Below are 26,842 nucleotides of genomic sequence, written 5' to 3'. Positions count from 1 at the left end.
ATGGGCCGTCAGACTTTGGAGTCGCCCGATGACCTGCCCCGCGCTGCCCGAAGGCTTCGACGCCACCGACCCGGACGTTCTCCAAGACCGGGTCCCCTACCCCGAGTTCGCGCAGTTGCGGCAGACCGCACCCGTGTGGTGGTGCCCGCAGCCGCGGGGCGTCACCGGCTTCGACGACGAGGGGTACTGGGCCGTCACCCGGCACGCGGACGTCAAGTACATCTCCACGCACCCGGAGTTGTTCTCCTCCACCACGAACACGGCGATCATCCGCTTCAACGAGCACATCCAGCGCGATGCGATAGATGCCCAGCGACTGATCATGTTGAACATGGATCCGCCGGAACACACCCGCGTACGCCAGATCGTGCAGCGCGGCTTCACCCCGCGGTCCATCCGCGGACTCGAGGACGCCCTGCGCGACCGGGCCCGCAAGATCGTCGCGGAGGCCCTCGAAGCCTCGGCGGACGGCAGCTTCGACTTCGTCACCCAAGTGGCGTGCGAGCTGCCGCTCCAGGCCATCGCCGAGCTGATCGGCGTACCGCAGGAGGACCGGTCCCGGATCTTCGACTGGTCGAACAAGATGATCGCGTACGACGACCCGGAGTACGCGATCACCGCCGAGGTCGGCGGCAACGCGGCGGCCGAGATCATCGGCTACTCGATGAACCTGGCGGCGGAGCGCAAGGAGTGTCCGGCCAAGGACATCGTCACGCAGCTCGTGGCGGCCGAGGGCCAGGGCAACCTGGGCTCCGACGAGTTCGGCTTCTTCGTCCTCCTCCTGGCCGTCGCGGGCAACGAGACCACCCGCAACGCCATCAGCCACGGCATGCACGCCTTCCTGACCCACCCCGAGCAGTGGGAGCTCTACAAGCGCACCCGGCCCTCCACGGCCGCCGAGGAGATCGTCCGCTGGGCCACCCCCGTGGTGTCCTTCCAGCGCACCGCCACCCAGGACACCGAACTGGGCGGGCAGAAGATCAAGGCGGGCGACCGGGTCGGCATGTTCTACTCCTCCGCCAACCACGACCCCGAGGTCTTCACCGACCCCGACCTCTTCGACATCACCCGCGACCCCAACCCCCACCTGGGATTCGGCGGCGGCGGCCCGCACTTCTGCCTCGGCAAGTCGCTGGCCATCATGGAGATCGACCTGATGTTCAACGCCCTGGCCGACGCCCTGCCCGACCTGCGCCTCGTCGGCGAGGGCCCGCGCCGGCTGCGCGCGGCCTGGCTGAACGGCATCAAGGAACTCCGGGTCAGCCACGGCTGACGCCCACCGACTGACGCCTGACCCGTGATCCAGGACGGCAGGGGCCCCACCTCCCACGCCCGGCCCCTGCCGTCCCTCGGTTGTTACTCACCGGTCACCGGTCGTTACCGTCTCGCCGCCTTCGGGATCATTGCCTTGGCGGCGGGCCGGACCCCAGACTGCCCGGATGAACCTCGATGACCCCAGCGCGAGACGGTGGCAGCGGCTGCCCACGACGTGGCAGCGGATGGTCGATCTCGGCGGCGGGACCGAGCCCATGAGCCAGGGTGTCCTGGCCCTCATCGAGGCCGCCCGCGAGGAGCCGGAACTGCGCCGGCTCTACCCGTACACCAGCCACTTCACCCTGTGGTTCAGCGCCTCCACGGGCCACCCCTTCGCCGTGACCGCCCCGGCCGTGGAACCCCTCCCCGACGGCCGCTTCCGCGTCCGAGGCCCCCGCCAAACCACCGTCCTCGGCGAAGCCGACACGGCCCACGCGGCAATAGCCCTGGTCGTGGCCAACCTGCCGACGGACTAACCCGGCCGAACACCCCGGCCAACCCCAGCCCCGCCGGCCAACCCCAGCCCCGCCGGCGTTTGAGGCGCGGGGGCCCGGGGGCAGAGCCCCCGGCAACGGCGCCGCACAGGCGGGGTCCGGGGCGCAGCCCCGAGGGGGTCCGGGGCGCAGCCCCGAGGGGGTCCGGGGCGCAGCCCCGGGGAACGGGCGAAGGGCGGGTAGGGGACAACCCCGCAGGGCCCACCACCCCCCGCCGCCCCACCGACCCCGCCCCGAGTGGCGGAAGCCACCCCGCAGGCGGATCCTGACAGAACGCGGCGATCCATCGCGAAGGGGTGCCGGGACGGGCTGCTACACCGCCCCGGCACCCCTTCGTCATCCCGCCCCGGCCGCCCCGGCCGCGCAGGCCGCGCAGGCCGCCAAGGCAGCGGAAGCCACCCCGATCAGGCCCTGGTCCGCTCCACGGACCCCGCTCCGACCCGCTCCGGCCTCCGAGGCCGCGGCACGGCCACCCCAGCGGGCACCGCATCCCCCCGAGGCCCCGACAGCACGTAGACGAGCCCGAACCCGGCCCCGACGACGACCGCGCCGCCGACCGCGTCGAGCACCCAGTGGTTGGCGGTCGCGACGATCGCGCACACGGTGATCGTCGGATGCAGCGCACCGAGCAGCTTCTGCCACCCCTTCGGCGCGAGCGTCACGATCACGACCCCGCACCACAGCGACCAGCCGAAGTGCAGCGAGGGCATCGCCGCGTACTGGTTGGAGATCGCCGTCATGGCCCCGTAGCTCGGGTTCGCCAGGTCCTGCACCCCGTGCACGGTGTCGACGAAGCCCAGTCCGGGCATCAGCCGCGGCGGCGCCAGCGGATACAGCCAGAAACCTATGAGCGCGAGCACGGTCGCCAGCCCCAGCGACGCCCGCGCCCACCGGTAGTCCTTGGGCCGCCGCCAGTACAGCACCGCCAAGATCCCGAGCGGGACCACGAAATGAAAAGACGTGTAGTAGAAGTTGAAGAACGCCTCCAGCCAGGGCGTGTTCACCACCGCGTGGTTCACGGCGTGCTCGATGTCGATCCCGAGCGCCTTCTCGATCCCGTGGATCTGGCTGCCGTTGCCCTCCGCCAGGCTCCGGCTGGTGGGCGCGGCGGCCCGGATGTGCGAGTACAGCGAGTAGCCGACCCGTATCAGCAGCAGTTCCAGCAACAGGTTCGGACGCGACAGCACGCGCCGCCAGAACGGCAGCAGCGGGATCCGCGCCCACCGCGCGGGCGCGGGCCGCCCGTAGGCGGTGGGGACCGGCTCGCGCCAGTACGGGGAGGAGCGCGGCAGGAACGGCACCGCGCAGGCCGCCGCGAGGGCGGCGAGCAGCAGCACGTTGTCCCGTACGGGGGCCAGCGCGACCAGGTTGGGCAGCAGCACGTCGCTCGGCAGGGTCATGGCGAGCACCACGGCCACCGGCCACACCGGCCGGTCCGCGGCCCGCTTGCCGACCTTGCCCGCGACCGCCAGCAGCACCCACAGCAACTGGTGGCGCCAGCCCGTCGGGGACACGGCGACGGCCACGCAGCCGGTGATCGCGACGGCGAGCAGCAGCTGGCCGTCCCGGGCGTAGCGGGCGGCGCGGCGCAGGCCGATCCAGACGATCGGGGCCGCGAGGGCGACGTAGAGCAGGATCTCGCCGGGGCCGGAGAGGCCCAGGCGCAGCAGGGCGCCGTGCACGGACTGGTTGGCGAGCCCGTCGGGTGCGCCGCCGAGGCCGGTGCCGGCCAGGTGCTGGACCCAGTACGTCCACGAGTCGCTGGGCAGGGCCGCCCAGGACAGCGCGGTGGCGCCGGCGAAGGTCACGGCGGCGGAGCGCGCGGTGGCCCGGCGTCCGGACAGCCACAGCAGGGGCGCGAAGAGCAGCAGTGCGGGCTGGAGGGCTGCGGCCAGGCCGATCAGGAACCCTGAGGGGCGCTCGCTCGGGACCCGGAACACGGCGAGGAGCACCAGCAGCACCGGCAGCACGGCGGTCTGCCCGGGCAGCGCGGCTTCGCGGACGGGCAGCGAGACCATCATCAGCGCGACCAGCACGGGCGCGGCCAGCAGCGCGGTGCGCCGCGGCACGGGGTCGGGCAGGGCGCGCGCGGCGACCAGCCCGACGGCGGCGACGAGCAGCAGGGTCACGCAGGTCCAGGCCACCTCCAGGGAGGGCGCGGCGAGGCCCAGGAGCGGCTTGAGGACCAGCCCCGCGAAGGGGGTCCCGGTGAACTGGCCGTTCGTGTAGAGCGAGCCCGCCAGGCCGCTCGGGAGGTGGAAGCCGCTGAGCCACTCGCCCGGTGGCACGCGCAGCACGACCGCGGCCTGCCTGACGGCGAGCAGCAGGGCCAGCGCCCACAGCATGAGGCGTGCCGCCCCGAGTCTGCTTCCGCCGCTACCGCCTATGACCCCGGCATGTCCGTTCGCACCACTGTGCTCCGCCGCGTTAGCCACGCCTCGCCGGCCTCCCGCCCTGTTGACTGCAACCCTGACTTCGCCTGGCTGCCGCGTTTCGTACTGCGTTTCATACCGCGCGCTTCATTTACCCGGACGACGATATCCCCCGCGCGATACCTAGGATGGCGGGCATGAGCATCGTGAAGATCAACGCCCTCACCGTCCCGGACGCACAGCGAGAGGTTCTGGAGCAGCGGTTCGCCTCCCGTGCGGGCTCCGTGGAGAGCTCGGACGGCTTCGAATGGTTCGAGCTGCTGCGGCCCGTCGAGGGCACGGACCAGTATCTCGTGTACACGCGGTGGCGTTCCGAGGAGGACTTCCAGGCGTGGATGGAGGGGCCCATGAAGGCGGCCCACCAGGGTGGCGGCGCGGCGGGCGGTCCGGCGGGCGGCGAAGGCGGCGCGGAGCGGCCGAAGCCCGCTGCCACGGGCTCGTCGGTGTGGTCGTTCGAGGTCGTGCAGCAGGCGGCGCCGAAGCAGGGCTGAGCGTCGGAAAGGCCCGGAGCCGCGGCTCCGGGCCCTTCTCACATTCCTCTTGCTCCCCGTCAGGCCCAGAAGCTGTCGCTCTCCTCGATGTCCTCGGTGCAGACGTCGAGGTCGCTGATCTTTCCGGCGACGATCGTGAAGAAGATTCCCTCGTGGATCTCGATCCCGCGGTCGCCGCGGTCGGCGCGCGCTGTGTGGAAACTCATGACGTGGCCGCGGCCGTCGGCGAGCAGCTTGTCCAGATATACGTTGAATGTTCCGTTCGTCTCCTCGCCGAGCCGGCGATAGAGATCGAAGACGGCTTCCCGCCCCTTGTGGTGGCCCGAGAGGGGGCCGCTCCCGGGCATGTGCTGGATGACGTCGGCCGTCATCATCGTGCTCAGCTTCTCCATGTCGCCCTGGCCGAAGGCCTCGTAGCCGCGGCGGATCAGGGCACAGTCAGGATGCTCGGACATGACGGTCACGCCCTTCGTGGGTACGTTTTGCCCTTTTCCCTATCATCAGCCCGGCCCTGTGGATATTCCAACGCGGGCAGCGGGGCGCCGCTCCACAATGACGTCATGACCACCAGAGAGACGCTCCTCACCGCCACCTCCACCTCCATCTCCACGCCCACTCCCCCGGCCGGGACCTGGCAGGTCGCCACCGAACCGTTCACCACCCCGGACGCCACGCTGCTGCGCCGCGCGTACTACGCGGAGGTCGCCGGCCGGTACTGGGGGCGGTCCGTCACCGAGGCCGAGATCGACCAGGGCCTCCTGGACTTCCCCGACGACGAGCTCACGGGGCGGACGGGCCGGTTCGTGGTCGGCCGGCTCGACGGCCGGCCCCTCGCGTGCGGGGGGATACGTCTCCTGGACCCCGTCACCGCCGAGCTCACCCGGGTGTACGTGGACCCGTGCGCCCGCGGTACGGGCGGCGGGGCGGCCCTGCTCCGGGTCCTGGAGGACGCGGGCCGCGCGCTGGGCGCCGAGCGGGTCCGGCTCGACACCCGGTCCGACCTGGTGGAGGCCCGCGCGTTGTACGCGCGCCACGGGTACGCGGAGATACCCGCGTACAGCTCCGGCCCCTACGCCGAGCACTGGTTCGAGAAGCGCCTGGTCTGACCGTTCACCTGACGGAACCGTTGACCTGACGGAGCCGTCACCTGGCGGAATGGTCCCGGCGGGGCAAGGTCTCGTAGGGCTCCTCGTCGACGGAACCGCACAGCTCCGAGTTGATCTCCGCAACGAGCTCGGACAGGTCGGTCGGGCGGTCCGCGGTCCACCAGTCGCCGAGCAGCTCGGCGAGCGACTCCTCCCGCGCGGCGGACAGCTTCAGCGCGCTCTCACGGCCCTTCTCCGTCAGGACCAGCGGCAGCCCCTCGCGGACGGCCAGCCCCCGCTCCTCGATCTGGCGGCCCGCGTCCGTGATGGCCCGCAGCGGCACCATGGTCTTCTCCGCCAGTACGGCCGGATCGACGGTTCCGTACTTGTTGATCCGCAGCAGCATCCAGCTGGCGGCGGGCAGCAGGTCGTAGCCGGCCTTCGCGGTGATCTTCTCGTAGACGTGCTTGCGGCCCTGGAGGGTCCCGAGCACCGTCAGGGCGCGGGCGACCTCCTCCCGCGAGGAGCGCTGGACGGGGTTGGAGGCGAGGGTCTCGGTGACATCGGGAGCCGTCACCGAACCGCGCAGCTTGTCCTCCTTCAGGAACCAGGCCACGACGAAGGCCACCAGCACCACGGGCGCCGCGTAGAGGAAGACGTCCGTGATGGAGGTGGAGTAGGCGTCGAGCACCCGCGGCCGCAGCACGGCGGGAAGTGCGCCGATGGCGCGCGGGTCGGCCTCCAGCCGGCTCGCATCGATCCCCGGCGGCAGCGGGATCCCCTTGAGCGCAGCGGCCAGCTTGTCGTCGAGCCGGTTGGTGAAGATCGTGCCGAAGATGGCGACGCCGAAGGAGGCTCCGATGGAGCGGAAGAAGGTGGCGCCCGAGGTGGCGACACCGAGGTCGGCGTAGCTGACCGAGTTCTGCACCACCAGGACGAGCACCTGCATGACCAGTCCGAGGCCGGCGCCGAAGACGAAGAAGTAGAGGCTCATCTCCCAGGTGGAGCTGGTGCGCTCCAGCTGGTGCAGGAGCAGCAGCCCGACCGCGGTCAGTGCCGTACCCGCGATCGGGAAGACCTTCCAGCGCCCGGTACGGCTGACGATCTGGCCGGACACGGTGGAGGTGATCAGCAGTCCGAGCACCATCGGCAGCATGTGGACGCCCGACATGGTCGGGGAGACGCCCTGGACCACCTGGAGGAAGGTCGGCAGGTAGACCATCGCACCGAACATCGCGAAGCCGACGATGAAGCTGATCAGCGAGCAGAGGGTGAAGGTCCGGATCCCGAACAGCTTGAGCGGGAGCACCGGCTCCACGGCCCGCCGCTCGACGAGGACGAAACCGACCAGCAGGACGAGCCCGAGGACCGCGAGCCCGATGATCTCGGGCGAGCTCCAGCCCCACGTACCCCCGAGCGAGGCCACGAGCACCAGGCAGGTCGCGACGGAGGCGATGAGGAAGGTGCCGAGGTAGTCGATGGTGTGCTTCTCGGTCCGTACCGGGATGCGCAGGCTCGTGGCGATGACGATGAGGGCGACGAACCCGATGGGAAGGTTGATGTAGAAGACCCAGCGCCACGACAGGTGGTCCACGAACAGTCCGCCCAGCAGCGGACCCAGCACGCTGGTGGCTCCGAAGACCGCACCGAAGAGTCCCTGGTACTTGCCGCGTTCGCGCGGCGGGACGATGTCCCCGACGATCGCCATCGACAGCACCATCAGCCCGCCGCCGCCCAGCCCCTGCAGCGCGCGGAAGCCGATGAGCTGCGGCATGTTCTGCGCCAGCCCGCACAATGCGGAACCGATCAAAAAGATCACGATGGCGGACTGGAAGAGCTTCTTGCGCCCGTACTGGTCCCCGAGCTTGCCCCACAGCGGCGTGGCGGCCGTCGAAGCGAGCATGTAGGCCGTGACCACCCACGACAGGTGCGACATCCCGCCGAGATCGCTGACGATCGTCGGCAGGGCCGTCGACACGATCGTCTGGTCGAGCGAAGAGATGAGCAGCCCCAGCAGCAGCGCACCGATGGAAACGAGCACTTCCCTCGAGGCGTGTTCGGCGCTGGGGCCGGATGTCCGCTTGCGCGGGTCGGGCTCCGTGGTCACGTCTTGCACCATCGGCTCCTCCTCGGGCCTGATCGACTCCTCCATCCTGAGCGGTGTGTCCCGTTATGGCCTCTCGGGCGGGTTGGGCGGGTTACCGGGGGTCTGCATAATCGCTGGCATCAGCCAGGGGAGGGATTCGAGTGAGCACTGAGCACTGTCCGGAATGCGGCACGACGGAAGGAACCTGCGACTGCACACCAGGCTTCCAGCCCTTGCGCGTCCGCCCCTACATCACCCTCCCCAACCCCACGACGCCACACCCCGACCCGCCGGTCACGCCACCACCGCACGCAGGCACACCGGACACCACTCCGCCGCCCGGCTGGACGGGCGCCGCGTCGGCGCGCCCCGGCCCGGCGGACACCGCGCCGCGCCCCAACCCGGGCACCACCTCCGCACACCCCGGCCCGGCCGCCGCCCCGCCGGCGCACACCGGCCCGACTGGCACGACGGCCCACCACTCCGCCCCCGCTGGCACGACACCGCCCCACGCAGGCATACCGGACACCACTCCGCCGCCGCCCGGCTGGACGGGCACCCCACACCCCGGCCCGGCCGCCGTCCAGCCGACGCACACCGGCCCGGCCGGCACCACGGCCCACCACCCCGGCCCCGCCGGCACGACACCACCGCACGCAGGCATACCGGACACCGCCCCGCCGCACCCCGGCTGGACGGGCACCACCTCCGTACGCCCCGGCCTGACCGACGCCCAGCCGACGCACACCAGCCCGGCAGGCACGAGACGGCCCCACACGGGGCGGCCGGACACCGCTCCGCCGCCTCCTGGCCCAGCGGGCACCGCTCCGCGCCCCGACCCGGGCGCCACCCCGCCGCACCCCGGCCCGGCGGCCATCCCGGTGCACGACCCCGGCCATGCGGTCACGACACCGCCTCGTGCAGCCCGACCGGACACCACTCCGCCGCCGCCCGGCCGGACGGGCGCCACCTCCGCGCACCCCGGCCCGGCGGACACCCCGCCGACGCACACCAGCCCGACCGGCACCGCTGCGGGCACGACCCGGCCAGCCGGGCTGCCACCGCACCCCCACCCGGGAGCCACCCCGCCGCCCTACCCCGACCCGGCGAGCACCGCTGCGAGCACGAGCGCTGCGGACACCGCCGCAACCGCCACCGGCCCCGCCGACACCACTGCGCGCCACGTCTCCCCACACCCGGCACCGCAGCCAGGCCACCCGACCGGCCTGCCGGCCTACCCGGGGCCGACGGGCACCCCGTCGCCGCACTCCGACTCGACCGGCGCCACTGCACTGCACGACGCACCCGGTTCCGCTCCGCACCCGGGCCGGGCGCCCGGCCTGCCATCGCACCCCGGCCAGGCGAACACCCCTGCGCCCCCCACCGACCCGGTGGGCGACACCTCGGCGGGCCCCGGCCCGGCCGACGCCCCGCCGACGCGCACCAGCCCGACGGACACCGCCGCACCCCAGAGCCGGACAGTCGACTTGCCGCCCTACCCGGGCCCGGCGGGCCCGGCTGCGCACCCCGGCCCGACGGCCGTCCTCCCGGCCTATCCAGGCCCGACCTACCCGGGCCCGGCGGATCCCGCGTCACCGCACTCACCCGCCACCAGCGGACCCCGCACCGCGCCGCTGCCGCCCGGGGCTGAGACTCCCGCGTACGGAACACCCGTAGCGTCCCTGCCCGAAGAAACGATGCAGCTGCGCCCGGTCCCGCCGTACGACCCGTACGCGACACCCGGCCCCCACGGCTCGTACGGGTCACCCACGGCCCACCCCGGGGGCATGGGCGGCCCGGCGTACTCGGCACACGGGATGGGCGGCGCGGACGGGGCGGAGGGGGCGGACGGGGCGCACTCCCCCGGGCCCCCGCGGCGCCGCATCCGCCCGCTCGCCGTCATCGCGGCCGCCGCCGTCGTGGTGATCGGCGCGGCCGTCCTCGCCCTGCGAGTCGCCTCGGGACCCGCCGCGCCGGAGACCACGCTCGTCGACGCGAAGCCCTCCTCCCCCTTGACCAGCCTCACCCAGATCGCCCCGTCACAGGCCACCGCCAGCACCGGCCCGACCCCGTCGCCCTCCCCCTCCACCAGCCCCTCCCGGTCCGCCTCCGCATCCGCGTCCCCTTCGCCCTCCCCCACCCCGAGCCGTTCGTCGACCCCGTCGGCCACCCCGTCCCCCACCCCGAGCCGCACCTCCCGACCGACCTCGCGGCCCCCCACACAGGCACCGACCCTCCAGTACGGGGATTCGGGCCCCGAGGTGGAGAAGCTCCAGCGCCTGCTGGCAGCGCAGGGCATCTACCACGGCAAGTACGACGGGCGGTACGGCGCCCGTACGGAATCGGCGGTCTCGACGTTCCAGGCGTACAACGGCATCGACGAGGACCCTTGGGGCGTCTACGGTCCGGCGACCCGTCGCGCTTTGGAGGGATAGAACACACCGCATCCGGTGGCGAGCACCCCTCCGCGTTTTGTATTCTTCAGGAACAAAGTGGTTCCGTCCTCACTCCCTGACCGGTGGACGGAACCACTTGTTCTCTTTTCCCGTCCCGTCTGGAGCCCCTCCGATGCCGGCCAGCACCACCACCGCCCCCGCCGTCCTGACCGCCAAGGCCCTGCTCCTGGACATGGACGGCACCATCGTCAACTCGGACGCGGTGGTCGAGCGCTGCTGGCACGACTGGGCCGTGGCCCACGGCCTGGATCCGAAGGAAGCCCTCAAGGTGGTCCACGGCCGCCAGGGCTACGCCACGATGGCGATCCTCCTCCCGGACCGCCCGATGGAGGAGAACCTCGCCGAGAACGCGGTGATGCTCGCCCGCGAGACCGCCGACACCGAGGGCGTGGTCCCGATCGGCGGCGCTCCCGCCTTCATGGCCGCCCTCAGCACCCTCCCGCACGCGCTGGTCACCTCCGCCGACGCGGCCCTGGCCACGGCCCGGATGACGGCCGCCGCCCTGCCGATGCCCGAGGTCCGGGTCACCGCCGAGTCCGTGCAGGCCAGCAAGCCCGACCCGGAGGGCTTCCTGATGGGCGCCGCCGCCCTCGGCGTGGACCCGGCCGACTGCATCGTCTTCGAGGACTCCGCCGCAGGCATCGCCGCAGGTCAGGCCGCGGGCATGCGGGTCATCGGCGTCGGCCCCCGCGCCGCCGCCCACGGCCCCACCGCCCACGTCCCCGACCTCACCGCCGTAGCCGTCACCACCTCCCCCGACGGCTCCATCACCCTCACCCTCGAAACGGCCTGACCAAGCCCACCCGAAGGACGCCCCACCCGGGCAACCCGACGGACGGCACCCCGGGGACAACCGGCCAGGCGGCCTACTCGGAGCAACCCGACAGGCGACCCACCCCGGGGGCAACCAACCAGACGGCCCGCTCCGGACAACCCGACAGATGGCCTTCCCGGGTAACGCGACAGGCAGCCCACCCGGGGACAACCGGCCAGGCGACCTACTCGGAGCAACCCGACAGGCGACCCACCCCGGCGGCAACCAACCAGACGGCCCGCTCCGGACAACCCGACAGATGGCCTTCCCGGGTAACGCGACAGACAGCCCACCCGGGGACAACCGGCCAGGCGGCCTACTCGGAGCAACCCGACAGGCGACCCACCCCGGCGGCAACCAACCAGACAGCCCGCTCCGGACAACCCCACGGATGGCCTCTCCCGGCAACCCGACAGACAGCCCACCCCGGGGACAACCGGACCAACGCCCCCTCCGCGCAAGCCGACGGACGCCCCCTCCGGACCTCCCGCCAGAGGGCCCGCCCCACGACGGCTCCACCGCACGACGGTCAGAGGCACGGCAGCCAGGGTCGCGGCGGCCAGCCCCACAGCAACCCCACCGCACGACGGTCACGGGCACGACGGCGCCGGGGTCACGGCGGCCCGCCCCACGGCGCCGGACAGGCGGCCGGGCCGGGCTGATCCAAACCTGGTGGCCAGACCCTGCTCACCGGTCCGGCAGCCACCCCCAGGGCCGCCAGACCGAGAAGCCAATCCCAGCCGGGTAGCCCCCGCCGCCGAAATCACCCCGCCCACCCGGCCAGGCAAACGCCCCTCCACCGGACTCGCCCCGCCCACCCCAGCCGGGCAAGCCCCCGCCGCCGAACCCGCCCCGGCGGGCCAGGCCTCGACAGCCGGACGCACGCCAACCGACGTGCCGAGGCGGGCCGACCCGCCCAGCACACCGGGCCACCCACCGGCCAGCCCCCGCCCCGCCTTCGAGCTCACCCAGAGGCAGACCGGACCCCCGGCCGAGCACCACCCCCCGCCCCCGCCTTGCGGACCTTCCCCCCCCAGAGTCAGATCCGGGCCACCAGCCCCGAGCGACCAGACTCGCCCCGCCCACCCCAGGCCGGCCGAACCTCGACAGCCGGACGCTCACCGACCCAACCCACCGCCCTGCCCGAGCAGCCCAAACCCAGCAGGCGCACCGGACCCGCCCGGCCAAGCCCCATCAGCCGAGCCCTCCCCGCCCCGCAGGCCCACCCCCACCGGGCCCGGCCAGCCCGGCCGAGCCGAACCCACCCCGCGGCCCGTCGGCCCGCTATAAGCCCCCCGGAGACCCAGGGCTCAGGCGACGCAGAACTCGTTCCCCTCGGGGTCCTGCATCACCACCGCATAGTGCGTCTCCAACTCGTCCAGCACGCGCAGCACAACCGCCCCCGCACCGGTGAGCCGCTCCACCGTGTCGTCGACCCGCAGCCTCCGCAGCTCCATCGGAACCCCGCGCCCACCGCTGACCTTCAGATCCAAGTGCAGCCTGTTCTTGCCGGCCTTGGGCTCCGGGACCTGCTGGAACCACACCCGGGGCCCCCGCCCGGACGGATCCACGATCGACTCCGGCAACTCCCCCACTCCCTCGGGCAGCTCATCCGCAGGCACCCCCATGCCCTCCCAGTACGCCCGCCAGGTCGCATGCCCGTCCGGCGCCGGCTCCGGCACGTACCCGAGCGCTTCGACCCAGAACGTCACCATCACCCCCGGATCGGCGCAGTCGATCGTCAGTTGCAACGTGGTCTCCATGACCTCAGCCTCGCAGTCAGGTCTGACAACGGAAGGTACGGTCGACCGTGGCGCACCGGATCACCGGATCACCGGGGCGCACAGGCCGAGAGCGTGACCACGGGGGGAAATGTCATGACCGAATTGATCGTCCTGTTCAGCCTGATGGGGCTCGCCGCGCTGTACCTCATCATCAAGGTGCTGCGCCGGGAGAGCCGCCGCAGCTCGGCAGCGTCGGAGGGAATCGTGATCGAGCTGGAGCGCACCGAGCAGCTGCGCAAGGACCGGACCACCTACCACTCCAACGCGGTCCACAACAACCCCTACACCACCGGGCTCTGATTCCACATCACGGCGCCGCCCCCGGAACGACCGGGCGCGGCGCCGTTGCCATGCCCGCTCCCGCCACCACCTCCACCGCCCCCGCGACGAGCACAGAAGCAGGCCCAGAAACAGGCGCAGAAACAAGCCCAGGACCGGACTCAGCCCCAAGGCCGGGCCCAGGACCGAACCCAGGCCTCGAACAGGGCCCGGAACATTAACCCCACCCCCACCCAACCCACCCCAGAACCCCAACTCCCCCCACCCCAAAGCCCGTCACCAACCTCGCCATGACATGCTCATGCCTTCAGACTGTCACTTCACGCCCATCCCCCCGAAACCCGGCGCGGCCAGCATGGCCACGCCGCACCACACACCCTCACCCTCGCCCTCACCCTCAGCGCCCCCGGCGCCCACCACCCCTGCCCCCACCCAGGAGCCCTCATGTCCTCCACCCCCTCCGGGACTTCCACGCCCTCCGTCTACGCGCGTCGACTCGGCACGCTCGCCTCCATACTCGCGGCGGCCTCCCTGACCACCCTCCTCAGCGCCCCCACCGCCGCCGCCTCCCCTCCCACCCCCATCAGCGCCGCGGCCGCCCGCTCGTACCTCGCCACCGTCACCCCGAAGACCGAAGGCTCCACCAGCGGTTACAGCCGCGACCTCTTCCCCCACTGGAGCACAGTCTCCGGCACCTGCAACACCCGCGAGACCGTCCTCAAGCGCGACGGTTCGGGCGTGGTCCAGGACTCCGCCTGCGCTGCCGTCAGCGGCAGCTGGTACTCCGAGTACGACGGCGCCACCTGGACGGCCGCCTCCGACATCGACATCGACCACATGGTCCCCCTCGCCGAGGCCTGGCGATCCGGCGCCAACTCCTGGACCACCGCCAAGCGCCAGCAGTTCGCCAACGACCTCACGCGCCCCCAGCTCATCGCGGTCACCGACAACGTGAACCAGGCCAAGGGCGACCTCGACCCCGGCAAGTGGCTGCCGCCGCGCACCGCCTACCGCTGCACGTACGCGCGCATGTGGGTCGAGGTCAAGCAGTACTGGGCCCTGAGCATGGACTCGACGGAGAAGACGGCCCTGGTCAACATCCTCAACGCCTGCTGACACCCAGGCAGCCCCGCACACCCCCGCGCACCACGCACCACGCACCACCCCACCACCCCACCCCTGGCCAAGGATCTTTCCCCCGCCAGGGGGAGGTGGATCACCCCTTCCCCGTCGTACGGTGATCGAACGGCAACGCCGGACGAAGGAGGGGGAGTTACATGGGGGCATTGCGCCTGGGACCACTGCTGCGCCACGTCGACTGGGACACGGGCGACTCCGCCACGCTGTGGATCGAGGCGGACCGCCCGTGCACCGCCGAGGTGCGGTGCGCCGACGGTTCCGGCGGGAGCGTCCACACCTTCCAGATAGCCGGCCACCACTACGCCCTGATCACCGTCACCGGCCTCACCCCGGACTCCACCACGGCCTACGAGGTCCTCCTCGACGGCCTCCGGGTCTGGCCGCTGCCCGACAGCCCGTTCCCCGCGAGCACCATCACCACCCCGCCCGCGGGACGGCGCGGCTCCACGACCGCTCCCGACCTGCGCCTGACCTTCGGCTCCTGCCGCCAGGCCGCCCCGCCGGCCGACCGGCGCGGACCGCACGGCCCCGACGCGCTCGACACCCTCGCCGCCGATCTGTCCGCCGACCCGGAGGCGGTGCGGCCCGACGTCCTGCTCCTCCTCGGCGACCAGGTGTACGCGGACCAGCTCTCCCGCTCCACCCGCCAGTGGCTGGCGGCCCGGCGGGACCTCCGCGAGGCCCCCGGCGCCCAGGTCGCGGACTTCGAGGAGTACACCCGGCTCTACTACGAGTCCTGGCTCGATCCGGAGATCCGCTGGCTGCTCTCCACCGTCCCCAGCCTGCACATGTTCGACGACCACGACGTCATCGACGACTGGAACACCAGCGCCGCGTGGCTGGCGGAGATGCGCGCGACCCCGTGGTGGCAGGAGCGGGTGGTCAGCGGCCTCATGACGTACTGGGTGTACCAGCACCTCGGCAACCTCTCCCCCGCCGAGCTGGCGGCCGACCCCGTGTTCGAGGCGGTACGGGCGACCCCCGACGGCACCGACGCGCTACGGGCCTTCGCCACCTCGGCGGACGCCGACCCGACCACGGTGCGCTGGAGCTACCGACGCGACTTCGGCCGAACCCGGCTGCTGATGGTGGACACCCGGGCGGCCCGGGTGCTCGCCGAGGACGGGCGGGCCATGCTCGACCCGGCGGAGCAGCAGTGGCTCCGCGAGAACGCCCTGGACGGACACGGGACGTACGACCACCTCCTCATCGGCTCGTCGCTGCCCTGGCTGATGCCGCCGCTCGTGCACGACGCGGAGGTGTGGAATGCCGCGCTGTGCCGCGGGGAGCGGGGCCCGAGGTGGGCTCGGATCGGGGAGGACCTGCGCCGGCGGAGCGACCTCGAGCACTGGGCGGCGTTCCCGGCCTCGTTCGCGATGCTCAGCGACCTGATCGAGGAGGTGGGCACGGGCCCGAGGGCGCCTGCGACGGTGTGCGTGCTCTCGGGGGACGTGCACCACGCGTACGTGGCCGAGCCCCGAATACCCAGCACGGCGCGGGTGTTCCAGCTGACGTGCTCCCCGGTCCACAACTCCATCCACACCGCCGTGAAATGGGGCTTCCGGCTGGGCTGGTCACGGCTCGGCCGGTGGCTGGGCCGGGGTTTCTCCCGGCACGGCCGGACGGGCCGGCCTCCGCTGAGCTGGCGGCGTACGGGCGGCCCGTTCTTCGGCAACCAGCTCATGACGCTCGCGCTGTCGGGGCGCTCGGCGCGGCTGCGCCTGGACCAGGCCCGCAAGGGCCCCCGCCTGGTGACGGTCCTGGACCGCGACCTCACGCCGCCGCGCTGACGCACGGCGGGGCGACCCGTCACGCGGAGCACCGACCCGGGCGTCCGGTCCGTGGACACCCGGCGTACGCTGTTCCGCTGTCAGCCGCCCCTGCCGCTCCCCGCGACGTCGCGGCGCCTCACGCCGAGGCACGTCAACCGGACTGGGGAGTCCCGTTTTGCTTGAGACTCTGGGCTCGATGACTTCGAGCCCGTGGATCTACGCCCTCGTGGCGCTGTCCATCCTGCTCGACGTGTTCCTCCCGGTGCTGCCGAGCGGGGTGCTGGTGGTCACCGCCGCGGCGGCTGCCGCCGCGGCAGCCGGGGCGGCGGGACCCGTGCCAGTGCAGTCCCAGGTGCCGGACATCCTGGCGCTGCTGGTGACGGCCGTCACCGCCTCGGTACTGGGTGACATGGCCGCGTACCGGCTGGCCCGCCGGGGCGGGGCCCGTCTCGACCGCGCCATCGCCCGCTCGCGCCGGCTCACCCGGGCCCACGAACGCCTCGGCACCGCCCTCGCGCGCGGCGGCGGCGCCCTGGTGGTGATCGCCCGCTTCGCCCCGGCGGGCCGCTCGGTGGTCTCCCTCGGCGCGGGCAAGACCCACCGCAAGGTCCGGGAGTTCCTGCCCTGGTCGGTCCTGGCCGCCATCGCCTGGGCCGGCTACAGCATCGCCCTCGGCTACTTCGGCACCCAGTGGCTGGGCACCACCTGGCTCGGCACCGCGATCTCCCTGCTGGCCCTCTTCGCCGCAGGCTCCCTGGCAGCCTTCGTAGTCCGCCGCCCCACCCCCACCCCCACCGCCTAACCCCACCCCCAGCGCCGCCAGCCGCTGCACCGCCTACCACCAGCCCCGAAGCACGCCCCACGGTCCGCCCACAGAACGCCATGCCGCACCGCAGCCACCGCCGACACCCCTCGCACAGCCCCCGGCCAGCCCCCACTCACGCCTCCACCCCAGACCCCAGCCTGCGCGCGCCCACCCCTCGGTCCCAGACACCGACCGGCCCGCTCTCCCCCCTCCGGCCGTCCCAGACCCCGGCCAGCAGCTCGGCCATTCACCCCGCAGCGATCGCCGCGGCCGCGCACCCCCGTGCCACCCCGCCGCCCCGCCGCCCCGCCGCCCCGGCACCCCGGCACCCCGGCACCCCGCTCCCTTGGCGCGCCCCCTCGGGATCCCAGGCGCAGGGCCCGACCGCCCCCGCCGCCCCACCCACTCCTCCCGCCGCCCGGCGGGATCGGTGGCCCAGCCGTTCACCCGCAGCAATCCCCCCCCGGCTCACTCCTACGCCCCGCCTCCCTCCGTCGGCGCGCCGCCTCAGGCCCCGGGCACGAGGCCCGACCCGGACCCCGCTCCCTCGCCCGCTCCTCCCCGCCACACCGCCTCGCCGTCTCCCCCGTGGACCGGTAGCTCAGCCAGTCACCCCGCAGCGATCCCCGCGGCCGCGCGCCCCGGGCCGGCCCGGGGGCCGGTCCCGCGCCGATCCCCCGGCTCCCTCGCCCGCAACCGGCAACCGGCAACCCACACCCGCACCCAGCTCCGCACCCCACCCGCTCCGCCCCGCCTCCCCCGGGCGGAGCAGTGGCTCACCCGTTCACCCGGCAGCGATCGCCGCGGCCGCGCCGGGCTCCTAGCGTCCAGAGAACGGTGCGCACCCGAATCCGCGCCGCGCAGTTCCCGGAGCCCGAGGAGTCCTCTCCATGCCCGCCACCCCCCACAGCCCCCGCCGGTACCGCCCCCTCCCCCGCCTGCTGGCCGTCGCCGCAGCGACCGTCGCCTTCGCCGCAGGCGCGCCGCCGACCCTCGCCCAGGCCCAGCCCTCCGGCAGCGTCTCCCCGACCAACGTCGCCCCCGGGGACCGGGTCAGCCTCAACGTCTCCGGCTGCGGCACCCGCACCGGCAAGGCCACCTCCCGCGCCTTCGGCGACGTCTGGCTGACCCCCGGCAACGCCGAGGCCACCAACCTCTTCGGCTCCGCCACCACCTCCCGGAACATCAGCGCCGGCTCACATCCCGTCACCTTCGAGTGCGGCGGCCCCGGCGGCGAACGCGTCACCGTGGCCCTGAACATCACCCCGGGCGCCGCCCGTGGCGGACTCGGCGGCAGCGTCGACTCCATGAGCCCGGGCCAGATCGCCATCGGCGGCGCCCTCGTAGCCGGTGCGCTGGGTGCCGGCGCCTGGATCCTGCGCCGCCGCACGGGCCACGCCTCCTGAGCCGACCCGACGCCCCACCCGCCGCGACCCACCCACCCCGAACCCATACCCCCCTCCGCCCTCCCCCCGACGGGGGTGGCCGATGGTCCCGCCGCATTCGGGACTTTCCCCACTCCCGCCCGGAGCCCCCTCCCGCAAGGCTGAGTCCACGCACCGCTGCCCCTCAAGGAGCCCGCCATGGACCAGAGCCCGCGCCCCGTGATCGCCGCCGTAGACGGTTCCGCGAACGGCAACCGGGCCCTGGAATGGGCCATCTCCCAGGCCCTGATGGCCTCCGCCCCGCTGCGCATCGTGCACGCCCGCCTCTACATGAACACCATCGGCGCAGCCCTGTCCGGCGCCTTCACCGAGCCGGGCCTCGACGACGACCCCGTACTGATCCGGGTCCGCGAGGCACTCGACGGCCGCGCCGGCCTCCCACCGATCGAGTACGCCTCGCACCCCGGCGCCCCCGACCAGGTACTGCCCCGGCTGGGCGAGGACGCCCAGGTGATGGTCCTCGGCTCACGCGGCCGCGGCGGCTTCGCGAGCCTGCTCCTCGGCTCGAACGGCATCGCCTGCGCGAGCCAGGCCGCCTGCCCCGTGGTGGTCGTCCCGCGCGCCGAGCCGCCCCTGCACGACCCGTACGGGCAGGTCGTACTCGGCCTCAACAGCGCGGCCCCCGACGCGAGCACCACCTCTTTCGCCTTCCGCGAAGCGGCCCGGCACGGGGCCCGGCTCCAGGTCGTCGTCGCCCACGCCTGGCCCGGCCGGACCTTCACCGCCGCCGGCGCCATCGCCACGGCCGCGCACGAGGAGACCGCCAACACCCACGAGGTCACGGCCCTGGCCGCCGCGCACCTGCGCCCGTACGCCGAGCAGTACCCGGAGGTGGAGATCGAGCAGCTGTCGGCCCCCGGCGACGCGGCCGGCCACCTGGTCGCCGCCTCCCAGGCCGCGGACCTGATCGTCATCGGCCGCCACCGCAAGCGCCCGCTGTCCCCGCGCCTGGGCTCCGTCACCAACGCGGTACTGCTCCACACCGGCTGCCCGGTCGCGGTGGTCCCCCTGGAAGAGGACGCCGTCCCGGCAGCCGCCTGACCGTCCGCCCGGCACCCCTCACCCGGCCACGGCCGCCCCCGCCCCCCTGACGTGAAGCCCCTCCAACAGGTCCCTCGTAGCCTCCGCTACCGCATCGACGGCGGCGTCGAAGACCTCCTGGTTGTGCGCGGCCGGCGCCCTGAAGCCGGACACCTTCCGCACGAACTGCAGGGCGGCGGCCCGGATCTCCTCCTCGGTCGCCTTCTCCGGAATGGCGGGCGGACGCAACGTCTTGATCGATCGGCACATACCTCCACTATCCCGCCCCACGAACAACCCGTCACCGCCCCACCTCGACCTCGACCCCACAAAGCCCGACCCACACCCCCTACCAACGGGTACTGGCCGGCAACGACGTCGAATGCGAACGCGAATGCGAATGCAGGAGCCCTCCCCGCCGTTCACGGCGGGGAGGGCTCCTCACCACCAGCCCCATTTCTTCTTCCGCAGCTCCTGCATCTTGGCCTTGGCTTGCTTCTCCTCCGCCTGCGCGTTCCCCTGTCGAGTCCAGCGCCCCTGGTGCTTGGCGCACTGGCCGCTCCCGACGATCGCCTTGTTCCGACACCGACCTCCGCGCTTGGTCACCGCGCCGCACCTCGGTTGCGTCACCCCGCCCCCTCCCGCCCACTCAACGTGAGCACTCCTCGTACCGTGCCGGAAGCTCCGAGGAGCAGGAAGGGCGCACAGCAACGCGCTGGGAGCTCAGGGGGGGCTCGGCCCGTTACCACCGCAGAGGGCAGTCGAACCTGTGGGGCGGCAGGGATCGGCGGTTCGTCCCTCGGAGGTCTGCCGGGCAAGTTCGCAGGCCGCCGTGCGCGAGGCCGCAATCAAGGTCGCACCTACCTCGCCACCTCGGGCGGGTTCCTGTTCGGGCGCGCGGAGGGAATGCGGGTTGCCGGCAACTCACCTGACCTATGCCGCACAATGCCTAGGTGTCGCAAGCGTTCTGGACCGAACTGGTAAGCGTAGTTCCCGGAATTCTGTGGGTGGCATTCGCCACCTTCGCATTCCTGGCGCTCCGAGAGCCAATCATCCAACGGTTTCCACAAGTGAGGACCTTCAGAGGCTTCGGCATCGAAGTGGAGCTTGCCGAGGAGCTGCTGGACCGGGCGTCCGATCAAGGCAGTGCGGCCCCCAGCCCTGAAGCCAGAAAGGGGGTTGTTCGCAGGCTGGATCACGCAGCCGAGTTCCTCCTTGGTGGCAGGATCCTCTGGGTTGACGACCACCCTGAGGGGAACAGTGCCCTGATCAAGCTGTTTCGCACCGTTGGCATGACCGTCGATACGGCTCGCTCAACCGAGGAAGCCCTTGCGCAGCTGAGGCAGGGGAACTACGACATCATCCTCAGCGACATCGAGCGCAATGGCGATCCGCAAGCAGGAATCAAGATGCTGCGCGAACTGGAGCGCCACCGCATCCAAGCCCCTGTACTGATTCATGCAATGAGATTCAACCCGGAATTGGGTGTAGATCGACGGATCTTTGCCGGTACGAACAAAGCCAATGACGTCGTCCACTATGTGATCGACTTGATGGAAAGGGCCAGAATGACCCTCCCCTTCTGGGCGGCGACAACGGAAGGCAGGAAACGGTGAGGTCGGCGGAGCGGCTCCGGCCACCCTCCGGCGCCTCATGTCGCCCTGCCGGGCACGCAGATGGCTACGTCGGCATCGTCGCCAGCCTTGCACCCGGGCCATGACAGGTCCGCACCTCGAGATGCCGCGGCGACGAGCTCCGCAGGGACGGCTGCCGTCAAGAACTACCGTCAAAGGCCCCCAACCATGATTGGTTGGGGGCCTTTGTACTGGTGGGCGCGGACGGTTTCGAACCGCCGACATCTGCTTTGTAAGAGCAGCGCTCTACCCCTGAGCTACGCACCCGTGGATGAGTGGACAGCCTACATGCAGGGCACACCCCCCACGCAAACCCGTTCCTGTGGGGGAGAATGGGCCGGGGCAGGGGACATGCGGACCGGGTACGGGAGAGGCGACTGTGACGACGGCACCCCGGCGGTGGTTCGGCGGCGGGCGGGACGAGAGTCGGCGGGCGGATGCGCAGGCGGCGAAGGACGCTGCCGCGGCGGCGTTCTACGAGCTGGACACCGCGCAGCGGGATCTGCGGATCTCGATCGAGACGATCGCGGCCGCGGACGGGTCGCCGGAGGCGCGTCGGGTCGGTGAGGGGTTCGCCGCGCTCGGGCAGCGGATCGACCAGGTCAGCCACGTGTACATCGATGCCGTCGACGCGCACGATCTCGATCGGGTGGAGTTGGAGGCGTCCGCCGCGACGCGCGCCCGGGACGAGCTGACGCGGGCCAAGGAGGAGCTGGTACGGGTCAAGGGCGAGCTCGACCGGTTCGCGCACGGGTTGCAGCCGCTGCTGGACCGGGCCGAGACCCAGCTCGCCCGGGTGGCGCCCGCACGGGAGCGGGCCAGGGCCGCGCTGCTCGCGGCGAGCACGGCGCTGGACGAGGTGCGCGGCAAGGGGATCCGGGCCGACGACCTGGCCGCCCGGCTGGCCGCGCTCGGGCCGGAGCTGACCAAGCTGAACCAGGGCGCCGCGCAGCACGGCGTGCAGGAGACCGTGCAGCGCGCCGACCGGATCCTGCGCGACGCCGAAGCGATACGGGCCGAGGCGGCGCGGCTCCCGGAGCGGGCCGCGGAGATCGACCGGCGGCTGGTGAGCCTGCGGACCCGGGCGCAGGCCCTGCGCAACCGGGCGGACCGGGTGGATCCGGTGCTCAGCGAGCTGCGCCGGCGGTTCAGCGCGGCCTGCTGGCAGGACCTCCAACAGGTCCCGGAGCAGGCGGTACGGGACGTCGCGCAGGCGGAGGACCGGCTCGCGGAGGCCGGCCGGGCCCGCGACCAGCAGCAGTGGGCCGTCGTGGCGGCCCTGGTCGAGGCGGTGCGGGCTTCGCTGGACGCCACCGACGAAGCGGTGTCGGCGGCGCAGGACCGGCTGACCCGGCTGGAGGCGGTGGCACGGGATCCGCAGGCGGAGGTGCAGCGGACCCGGTTCGCGATCCGGGACGCGCAGCGGCTGGCGATGGAGGGCCGTACGGTCCCCGAGGCCCGGCACGCGCGCCCGCTCGACGACGCGGTGGCCCGGGTCGCCCGGGCGCTGTCCGCCCTGGAGGACCGCCATCCCGACTACTGGGCCTTCCTCCAGGAGATGGAGGCCGTACGGTCGTCCGTGCAGCGGGTCGTCACCGACATCCGGACCGAGCGCGGCCACGCCTGAGGGGCTTCCCGGTCCGGACTTGTCCGGGTGGGGGCACCGGCGGATGCTGGAGGGGCCACGAACGGAGCAGAGGAGGGCGCCATGGCCGCCCACGCTTCTCAGGGACACCACCACGGGACTCACGGACTTCGCAGATTGCACAGGCCGCACCGGCCCCGTTGGTCCCGGGCTTCCGGCCCGCCCCAGGCGTCGCCCGTGCCCCGTGCGCCGCAGGAGTCGTACGCGGCCCACGCGCTCTACGGGTGCCACGAGCCCCATGAGCACTACGCGCCCTACGTGGCCCACGAGCCGTACGCGACGGCGGCACCGCCCCGGAGCTCCCCCGGGATCCTGCACCGCATGATGCGGCCCGTGAACGCGAGCCTCGACGAGCACCTGCCCAGCGATCACCGCCTCAGCAAGGTCTACCGGGTCGGCGCCGGGCTGACCGGACTCCTGCTGGTGGCCTTCGGGATCCTCGGGCTCATCGACCGGATCGGGTTCTTCGACACCGGCGGGGACACCGTGCTCGCGCTGAACACCAACGGCGCGCTGAGCGTGCTGTCGATCTGCATCGGACTGTTGCTGTTCATCGGGATGGTCATCGGCGGCACGTTCGCCTCGACCCTCAACATCGTGCTCGGCGTGCTGTTCATCGCGAGCGGGTTCGTGAACCTCGCGCTGCTCGACACCGAGCTGAACTTCCTGGCCTTCCACATCCCCAACGTGCTGTTCAGCTTCGTGGTCGGCGTGATGCTGATGTGGTTCGGGATGTACGGGCGGGTGGGCAGCGCCCTGCCGCACGACAACCCGTACTGGCGCGCCCGCCACCCCGAGCAGGCGGCTCGGGAGCAGCGGGCACGTACGAGCGCGAGCGGGAGGACGCCCGCCGGCAGGCCTGCGTGAGGCCCTACGCCTCGATGTCCACGAGGAAGAGGAAGGACAGGGCTCCGGTCAGCAGCGCGGAGCAGCCGGAATCAGCTCTTCCGGTAGCGCGACTCGATAATTGCTAATTAACGATTACTTGTGCAAGTCTTTGCCTTGTCAGGGGGTGCATAGGGGAGCAAGTGAGGACCAAAGCCCCGACGGGGAGAGGGGCAACCGGAGTGAGCAACAGCGAGGCCGCGTACGCCGGCCGCGGGGTCCACAAGGCGGCGGTGGAAGAGCTGGCCCGCCGGATCTTCGACGGCACGTACGACGAGGGGGCCACCCTCGACCTCCCCCTCCTGATGGAGGAGCTCGACGTCAGCCAGACGGTGCTCCGCGAAGCCATCAAGGTGCTCATGGCCAAGGGGCTGGTCGACGCCCGGCAGAAGCGCGGCACCTTCGTGCGCCCGCGCACGGACTGGAACCTCTTCGACGCCGACGTGCTGCGCTGGAAGCTCGCGGCCGGCGCGCCCGACTGCTTCTTCTCGGACCTGCTCGAACTGCGCCGCTCGATCGAGCCGGCCGCCGCCGCGCTGGCCGCCGTACGGGCCACCGAGCAGGACCTCGCCGCGCTGGACGCGGCGCTGACCGCGATGGCGGCGAGCGGCTCCGACCCGGTGCTGCACGTGCGGGCCGACGCCTCGTTCCACCTGGCGCTGCTGGCCGCCTCGCACAACCTGTTCTTCACGCAGATGTACCGGGTGATCATCCCGGCCCTCGTCGAACGCGACCGCGCGGTGCACAAGGGGGACTTCGAGCACCCGCACGCGATCCACCGGGCCGTGGTCGACCAGGTCCGGGCCGGGAACCCGGACGGGGCGCACCGGGCCGTGCTCGACCTCCTCGACATGGCGCAGCGCGACCACCCGTAGGACCCGTAGGACCCGCAGAACCCGTAGGACCCGAGGCATCGGCCGGCGCCCGCAGCGCCGTCCGCCGCCCCGGCCCTACCGCAGATCAGATCCCCTCCTGCCACCCCACAAGGAGAGGACACCGTCAGCCGTGAAGATCACCCGCATCGAGACGTTCATGGCCCCGCCGCGCCCGATGTTCGTCCGCGCAGAAACCGACGAGGGCGTCGTCGGCCGGGACCCGATGCGGATCGAGGACCGCTGGCAGGTCATGCCCAAGGGCGGCTTCCACCGCGGCGGCCCCGTACTCGGAACTGCGCCGCATCGCCCCCTGGCCGAGGTCTACGGAGCCCAGATCGCGCCGCACTGCCCGCTGGGGCCGGTCGCCCTGGCGGCCGTCCGCGCCGCCGACAAGAAGGGCCACGCCCGGCGCAACCCGGTGTGGCGCGACGAAGACGGTTCCTTCGACGAGTGGTGAGCCCCCACCACCACCCGGCGGCATCCCCACCCCCACAGCACCCCCACCCCCCACACCCCAGAAGGCAGGCATTCCCATGGAGTTCGGCGCAGCGCTGCGACAGGAGCGGCTCGTCGCCATCGTCCGCGGACGGGACCCGGAGGCGTCCTTCCGCACCGTCATGACCCTCGTCGAGGAGGGCGTCCCGCTCATCGAGGTCTCCCTCAGCGGGACCGACGCGCTGGACGTCATCGGCCGGGCCCGCAAGGAGCTCGGCGACGGGGCCTGGCTCGGGGCCGGTACGGTCCTGACCGCCGAGGACGCCCAGCGGGCCGCCGACGCCGGAGCCAATCTGCTGGCCACCCCGGGCCTCGGCGCCGGCGTGGACGAATCCGTCCGGCAGGGGCTGCCGGTACTGGCCGGGGTCATCACCCCGACCGAGGTCATCGCGGCCGACGCGGCGGGGGCCTCCGGGCTCAAGCTGTTCCCGGGCACGATCGGCGGACCGGCGTACCTCCGGGCCCTGCGCGCCCCCTTCCCCGACCTGCCGTTCGTCCCCGTCGGCGGGGTGGACGCGGCCGCCGCGGCCGAGTACCTGTCCTCGGGCGCGGTGGCGGTCGGCGTGGGCTCCCCGCTGATCGGCGACGCGGCCGACGGCGGCGACCTGCTCGCGCTGCGGCGCCGGGCGGCGGAGTTCAAGGCGGCCTGCGCGTGACCGGGACCGGGGCCGTCGCCGCCCCCGAGGTGCTCACCTTCGGGGAGACGATGCTCGCCCTGCGCGGCAGCGGCCCGCTGCGCCTCGGCGGGTCCATGGAGGTCTCCGTCGCGGGCGCCGAGTCGAACGTCGCGATCGGCCTGGCCCGGCTCGGGCACGCGGTCCGCTGGGCGGGTGCGGTCGGCGAGGACGAAGCCGGTGAGCTGGTCCTACGGACCCTGCGTGCCGAGGGCGTCGACGTCTCCGGAGCCTCCCGCGACGACGGCGGCGCCCCGACCGGGCTGATGATCGCGGAGCCCAGGCTGCCGGAGGTCACGCGGGTGCACCACCACCGCGCGGGCTCCGCGGGCTCCCGCCTCAAGGCCTGTTCCCTGGAGCGGGCCTTCACGGAGGCCCCGCCGAAGGTCCTGCACCTGACCGGGATCACCCCGGCGCTCTCCCGCTCCGCCCGCTCGGCCTGCACCCTCGCCCTGCGCCTCGCGGCCGAGCACTCGGCGCTGGTGTGCCTGGACGTGAACTTCCGGTCCCGGCTCTGGTCCTCGGAGGAGGCTGCGGAGGTGCTGCGCGGGTGGGCGCCTTCGGTGGACGTCCTCATCGCCTCCGGCGACGAGCTCCCGCTGTGCCTCCCAGGGGAGGCCCCGGCCGACCAAGGCCTCCAGGCGAAGGCGCTGCTCGCCCTCGGAGTCGGCGAGGTGGTCGTCACACTCGGCGCCGCCGGCGCGACGGCCTACACGGACGACGGCCGGACGGTGCACGCCCCGGCGCGGCCCGTCCGCGCGGTCGACACGGTCGGCGCGGGTGACGCCTTCGTGGCGGGCTACCTCTCGGCGTTCCTCGACGGGTCGACCGCGGAGGCCCGGCTGGACCGCGCGGTCGCCGCGGGCGCCTTCGCGGTGGCCTCGCGGGGCGGCTGGGAGGGCGCGCCCACGCGTGCGGAGCTCGGCCTCCTGTCCGCCCCGGCGGGCACGGTGGTCCGCTGAGACCCCGGCGGGGTTGGGGCGACACGGGGGTGTGTCCCGGCCCCGCCGGTTCCGGGGTGCGGGGCGGAGTCCCCTACCCGCCCTTCCACCGTTCCCTGGGGCTCCGCCCCAGACCCCGCGCCTCAAACGCCGGCGAGGCTGGATCTTTCCAGCCCGTCCGGCGTTTGAGGACCGGGTCCGGGCAGCGCCCGGGGAACGGTGGAAGGGTGGGTAGGGGATCTCGCCCCCGCAGGGCCGGCCCGTCCGCGCTCCGGA

24 protein-coding genes, 1 tRNA gene and 1 pseudogene are annotated in these 26,842 nt (G+C 72.8%); 19 read left to right on the top strand and 7 right to left on the bottom strand.

Annotated elements, in window-relative coordinates; genetic code table 11:
• Positions 1 to 28: 28 nt before the first annotated feature.
• A complete protein-coding gene (locus ACFRU2_RS13460) occupies positions 29 to 1,273 on the top strand; it encodes a cytochrome P450 (protein WP_382971520.1) in 1,245 nt (414 codons plus the stop codon).
• A gap of 166 nt (positions 1,274 to 1,439) precedes the next feature.
• The gene (locus ACFRU2_RS13455) at positions 1,440 to 1,790 is read left to right on the top strand and encodes a DUF6193 family natural product biosynthesis protein (RefSeq protein ID WP_382971518.1); all 351 of its coding nucleotides are present in this window, start codon (positions 1,440 to 1,442) and stop codon (positions 1,788 to 1,790) included.
• Positions 1,791 to 2,212: 422 nt separating this feature from the next.
• Here ACFRU2_RS13455 and ACFRU2_RS13450 read toward each other — a convergent pair whose 3' ends face one another.
• On the bottom strand, positions 2,213 to 4,153 hold the full coding sequence (locus tag ACFRU2_RS13450; RefSeq protein WP_382971517.1) for a bifunctional glycosyltransferase 87/phosphatase PAP2 family protein: 1,941 nt from the start codon (positions 4,151 to 4,153) through the stop codon (positions 2,213 to 2,215).
• Between the two features lie 224 nt (positions 4,154 to 4,377).
• Between ACFRU2_RS13450 and ACFRU2_RS13445 the strand changes: the two genes are divergently transcribed.
• Positions 4,378 to 4,731: an antibiotic biosynthesis monooxygenase family protein gene (locus ACFRU2_RS13445; protein ID WP_382971515.1), complete on the top strand. Its 354-nt coding sequence runs from the start codon at positions 4,378 to 4,380 to the stop codon at positions 4,729 to 4,731.
• A gap of 59 nt (positions 4,732 to 4,790) precedes the next feature.
• On the opposite strand, the gene ACFRU2_RS13440 is transcribed toward ACFRU2_RS13445, so the two are convergent.
• Positions 4,791 to 5,186, bottom strand: a complete 396-nt coding sequence (locus ACFRU2_RS13440; protein ID WP_382971513.1) for a nuclear transport factor 2 family protein — start codon at positions 5,184 to 5,186, stop codon at positions 4,791 to 4,793.
• A 105-nt stretch (positions 5,187 to 5,291) separates the two neighbouring features.
• Here ACFRU2_RS13440 and ACFRU2_RS13435 point away from each other — a divergent pair, with 105 nt between their 5' ends.
• The gene (locus tag ACFRU2_RS13435) at positions 5,292 to 5,837 is read left to right on the top strand and encodes a GNAT family N-acetyltransferase (protein ID WP_382971511.1); all 546 of its coding nucleotides are present in this window, start codon (positions 5,292 to 5,294) and stop codon (positions 5,835 to 5,837) included.
• Between the two features lie 37 nt (positions 5,838 to 5,874).
• On the opposite strand, the gene ACFRU2_RS13430 is transcribed toward ACFRU2_RS13435, so the two are convergent.
• Positions 5,875 to 7,935 (bottom strand): DHA2 family efflux MFS transporter permease subunit, encoded by a 2,061-nt coding sequence (locus ACFRU2_RS13430; RefSeq protein ID WP_382971509.1) that lies wholly within the window; start codon positions 7,933 to 7,935, stop codon positions 5,875 to 5,877.
• A gap of 200 nt (positions 7,936 to 8,135) precedes the next feature.
• Between ACFRU2_RS13430 and ACFRU2_RS13425 the strand changes: the two genes are divergently transcribed.
• Together ACFRU2_RS13425 and ACFRU2_RS13420 are read left to right on the top strand one after the other, a co-directional pair.
• Entirely contained in the window at positions 8,136 to 10,337 is a 2,202-nt protein-coding gene (locus tag ACFRU2_RS13425) for a peptidoglycan-binding protein (protein WP_382971507.1), read from the top strand.
• A 133-nt stretch (positions 10,338 to 10,470) separates the two neighbouring features.
• Positions 10,471 to 11,151: an HAD-IA family hydrolase gene (locus tag ACFRU2_RS13420; protein ID WP_382971505.1), complete on the top strand. Its 681-nt coding sequence runs from the start codon at positions 10,471 to 10,473 to the stop codon at positions 11,149 to 11,151.
• A 1,331-nt stretch (positions 11,152 to 12,482) separates the two neighbouring features.
• Here the strand turns inward: ACFRU2_RS13420 and ACFRU2_RS13415 are convergent.
• Positions 12,483 to 12,935, bottom strand: a complete 453-nt coding sequence (locus tag ACFRU2_RS13415; RefSeq protein WP_382971503.1) for a VOC family protein — start codon at positions 12,933 to 12,935, stop codon at positions 12,483 to 12,485.
• A 114-nt stretch (positions 12,936 to 13,049) separates the two neighbouring features.
• On the opposite strand from ACFRU2_RS13415, the gene ACFRU2_RS13410 reads away from it, so the two are divergent.
• The 6 genes from ACFRU2_RS13410 (at position 13,050) to ACFRU2_RS13385 (ending at position 19,438) form a co-directional block, all read left to right on the top strand.
• Positions 13,050 to 13,256 (top strand): hypothetical protein, encoded by a 207-nt coding sequence (locus tag ACFRU2_RS13410; RefSeq protein WP_382971502.1) that lies wholly within the window; start codon positions 13,050 to 13,052, stop codon positions 13,254 to 13,256.
• Between the two features lie 423 nt (positions 13,257 to 13,679).
• A complete protein-coding gene (locus tag ACFRU2_RS13405; protein ID WP_382971500.1) occupies positions 13,680 to 14,351 on the top strand; it encodes an HNH endonuclease family protein in 672 nt (223 codons plus the stop codon).
• Between the two features lie 161 nt (positions 14,352 to 14,512).
• Entirely contained in the window at positions 14,513 to 16,165 is a 1,653-nt protein-coding gene (locus ACFRU2_RS13400) for an alkaline phosphatase D family protein (RefSeq protein ID WP_382971498.1), read from the top strand.
• Positions 16,166 to 16,322: 157 nt separating this feature from the next.
• A complete protein-coding gene (locus ACFRU2_RS13395) occupies positions 16,323 to 16,949 on the top strand; it encodes a DedA family protein (protein WP_250745542.1) in 627 nt (208 codons plus the stop codon).
• An 893-nt stretch (positions 16,950 to 17,842) separates the two neighbouring features.
• A complete protein-coding gene (locus ACFRU2_RS13390; protein WP_382971496.1) occupies positions 17,843 to 18,358 on the top strand; it encodes a hypothetical protein in 516 nt (171 codons plus the stop codon).
• Between the two features lie 177 nt (positions 18,359 to 18,535).
• Positions 18,536 to 19,438 (top strand): universal stress protein, encoded by a 903-nt coding sequence (locus tag ACFRU2_RS13385; protein WP_382971494.1) that lies wholly within the window; start codon positions 18,536 to 18,538, stop codon positions 19,436 to 19,438.
• Positions 19,439 to 19,456: 18 nt separating this feature from the next.
• On the opposite strand, the gene ACFRU2_RS13380 is transcribed toward ACFRU2_RS13385, so the two are convergent.
• Together ACFRU2_RS13380 and ACFRU2_RS13375 are read right to left on the bottom strand one after the other, a co-directional pair.
• Positions 19,457 to 19,687, bottom strand: coding sequence for a DUF2277 domain-containing protein (locus tag ACFRU2_RS13380; RefSeq protein ID WP_254385331.1), 231 nt, complete (start codon positions 19,685 to 19,687; stop codon positions 19,457 to 19,459).
• Between the two features lie 171 nt (positions 19,688 to 19,858).
• A complete protein-coding gene (locus tag ACFRU2_RS13375) occupies positions 19,859 to 20,023 on the bottom strand; it encodes a hypothetical protein (RefSeq protein ID WP_382971492.1) in 165 nt (54 codons plus the stop codon).
• Between the two features lie 347 nt (positions 20,024 to 20,370).
• Here ACFRU2_RS13375 and ACFRU2_RS13370 point away from each other — a divergent pair, with 347 nt between their 5' ends.
• Complete coding sequence (locus ACFRU2_RS13370) at positions 20,371 to 21,033, top strand: response regulator (RefSeq protein WP_382971490.1); 663 nt, start codon at positions 20,371 to 20,373, stop codon at positions 21,031 to 21,033.
• Between the two features lie 210 nt (positions 21,034 to 21,243).
• Here the strand turns inward: ACFRU2_RS13370 and ACFRU2_RS13365 are convergent.
• A tRNA-Val gene (locus ACFRU2_RS13365) sits at positions 21,244 to 21,318 on the bottom strand.
• A 4-nt stretch (positions 21,319 to 21,322) separates the two neighbouring features.
• On the opposite strand from ACFRU2_RS13365, the gene ACFRU2_RS13360 reads away from it, so the two are divergent.
• The 6 genes and pseudogenes from ACFRU2_RS13360 (at position 21,323) to ACFRU2_RS13335 (ending at position 26,587) form a co-directional block, all read left to right on the top strand.
• Complete coding sequence (locus ACFRU2_RS13360; protein ID WP_382971488.1) at positions 21,323 to 22,678, top strand: hypothetical protein; 1,356 nt, start codon at positions 21,323 to 21,325, stop codon at positions 22,676 to 22,678.
• Between the two features lie 339 nt (positions 22,679 to 23,017).
• On the top strand, positions 23,018 to 23,563 hold the full coding sequence (locus ACFRU2_RS13355) for a DUF4383 domain-containing protein (RefSeq protein ID WP_382971903.1): 546 nt from the start codon (positions 23,018 to 23,020) through the stop codon (positions 23,561 to 23,563).
• Between the two features lie 200 nt (positions 23,564 to 23,763).
• The gene (locus ACFRU2_RS13350; protein WP_382971486.1) at positions 23,764 to 24,456 is read left to right on the top strand and encodes a FadR/GntR family transcriptional regulator; all 693 of its coding nucleotides are present in this window, start codon (positions 23,764 to 23,766) and stop codon (positions 24,454 to 24,456) included.
• A 130-nt stretch (positions 24,457 to 24,586) separates the two neighbouring features.
• A pseudogene (locus ACFRU2_RS13345) lies at positions 24,587 to 24,754 on the top strand (D-galactonate dehydratase); the annotation flags it as partial.
• 235 nt (positions 24,755 to 24,989) lie between these two features.
• The gene (locus tag ACFRU2_RS13340) at positions 24,990 to 25,607 is read left to right on the top strand and encodes a bifunctional 4-hydroxy-2-oxoglutarate aldolase/2-dehydro-3-deoxy-phosphogluconate aldolase (protein WP_382971484.1); all 618 of its coding nucleotides are present in this window, start codon (positions 24,990 to 24,992) and stop codon (positions 25,605 to 25,607) included.
• The gene (locus ACFRU2_RS13335) at positions 25,604 to 26,587 is read left to right on the top strand and encodes a sugar kinase (RefSeq protein WP_382971482.1); all 984 of its coding nucleotides are present in this window, start codon (positions 25,604 to 25,606) and stop codon (positions 26,585 to 26,587) included. The genes ACFRU2_RS13340 and ACFRU2_RS13335 overlap by 4 nt, the downstream gene beginning before the upstream one ends.
• Positions 26,588 to 26,842: the final 255 nt, after the last annotated feature.

The sequence above is a fragment of the Streptomyces sp. NPDC056883 genome (assembly GCF_042788835.1).
Classification (GTDB): domain Bacteria; phylum Actinomycetota; class Actinomycetes; order Streptomycetales; family Streptomycetaceae; genus Streptomyces; species Streptomyces stoeckheimensis.
Note: the sequence above shows the minus strand (reverse complement) of the source record. Positions and strands in the feature narration are given on the sequence as shown.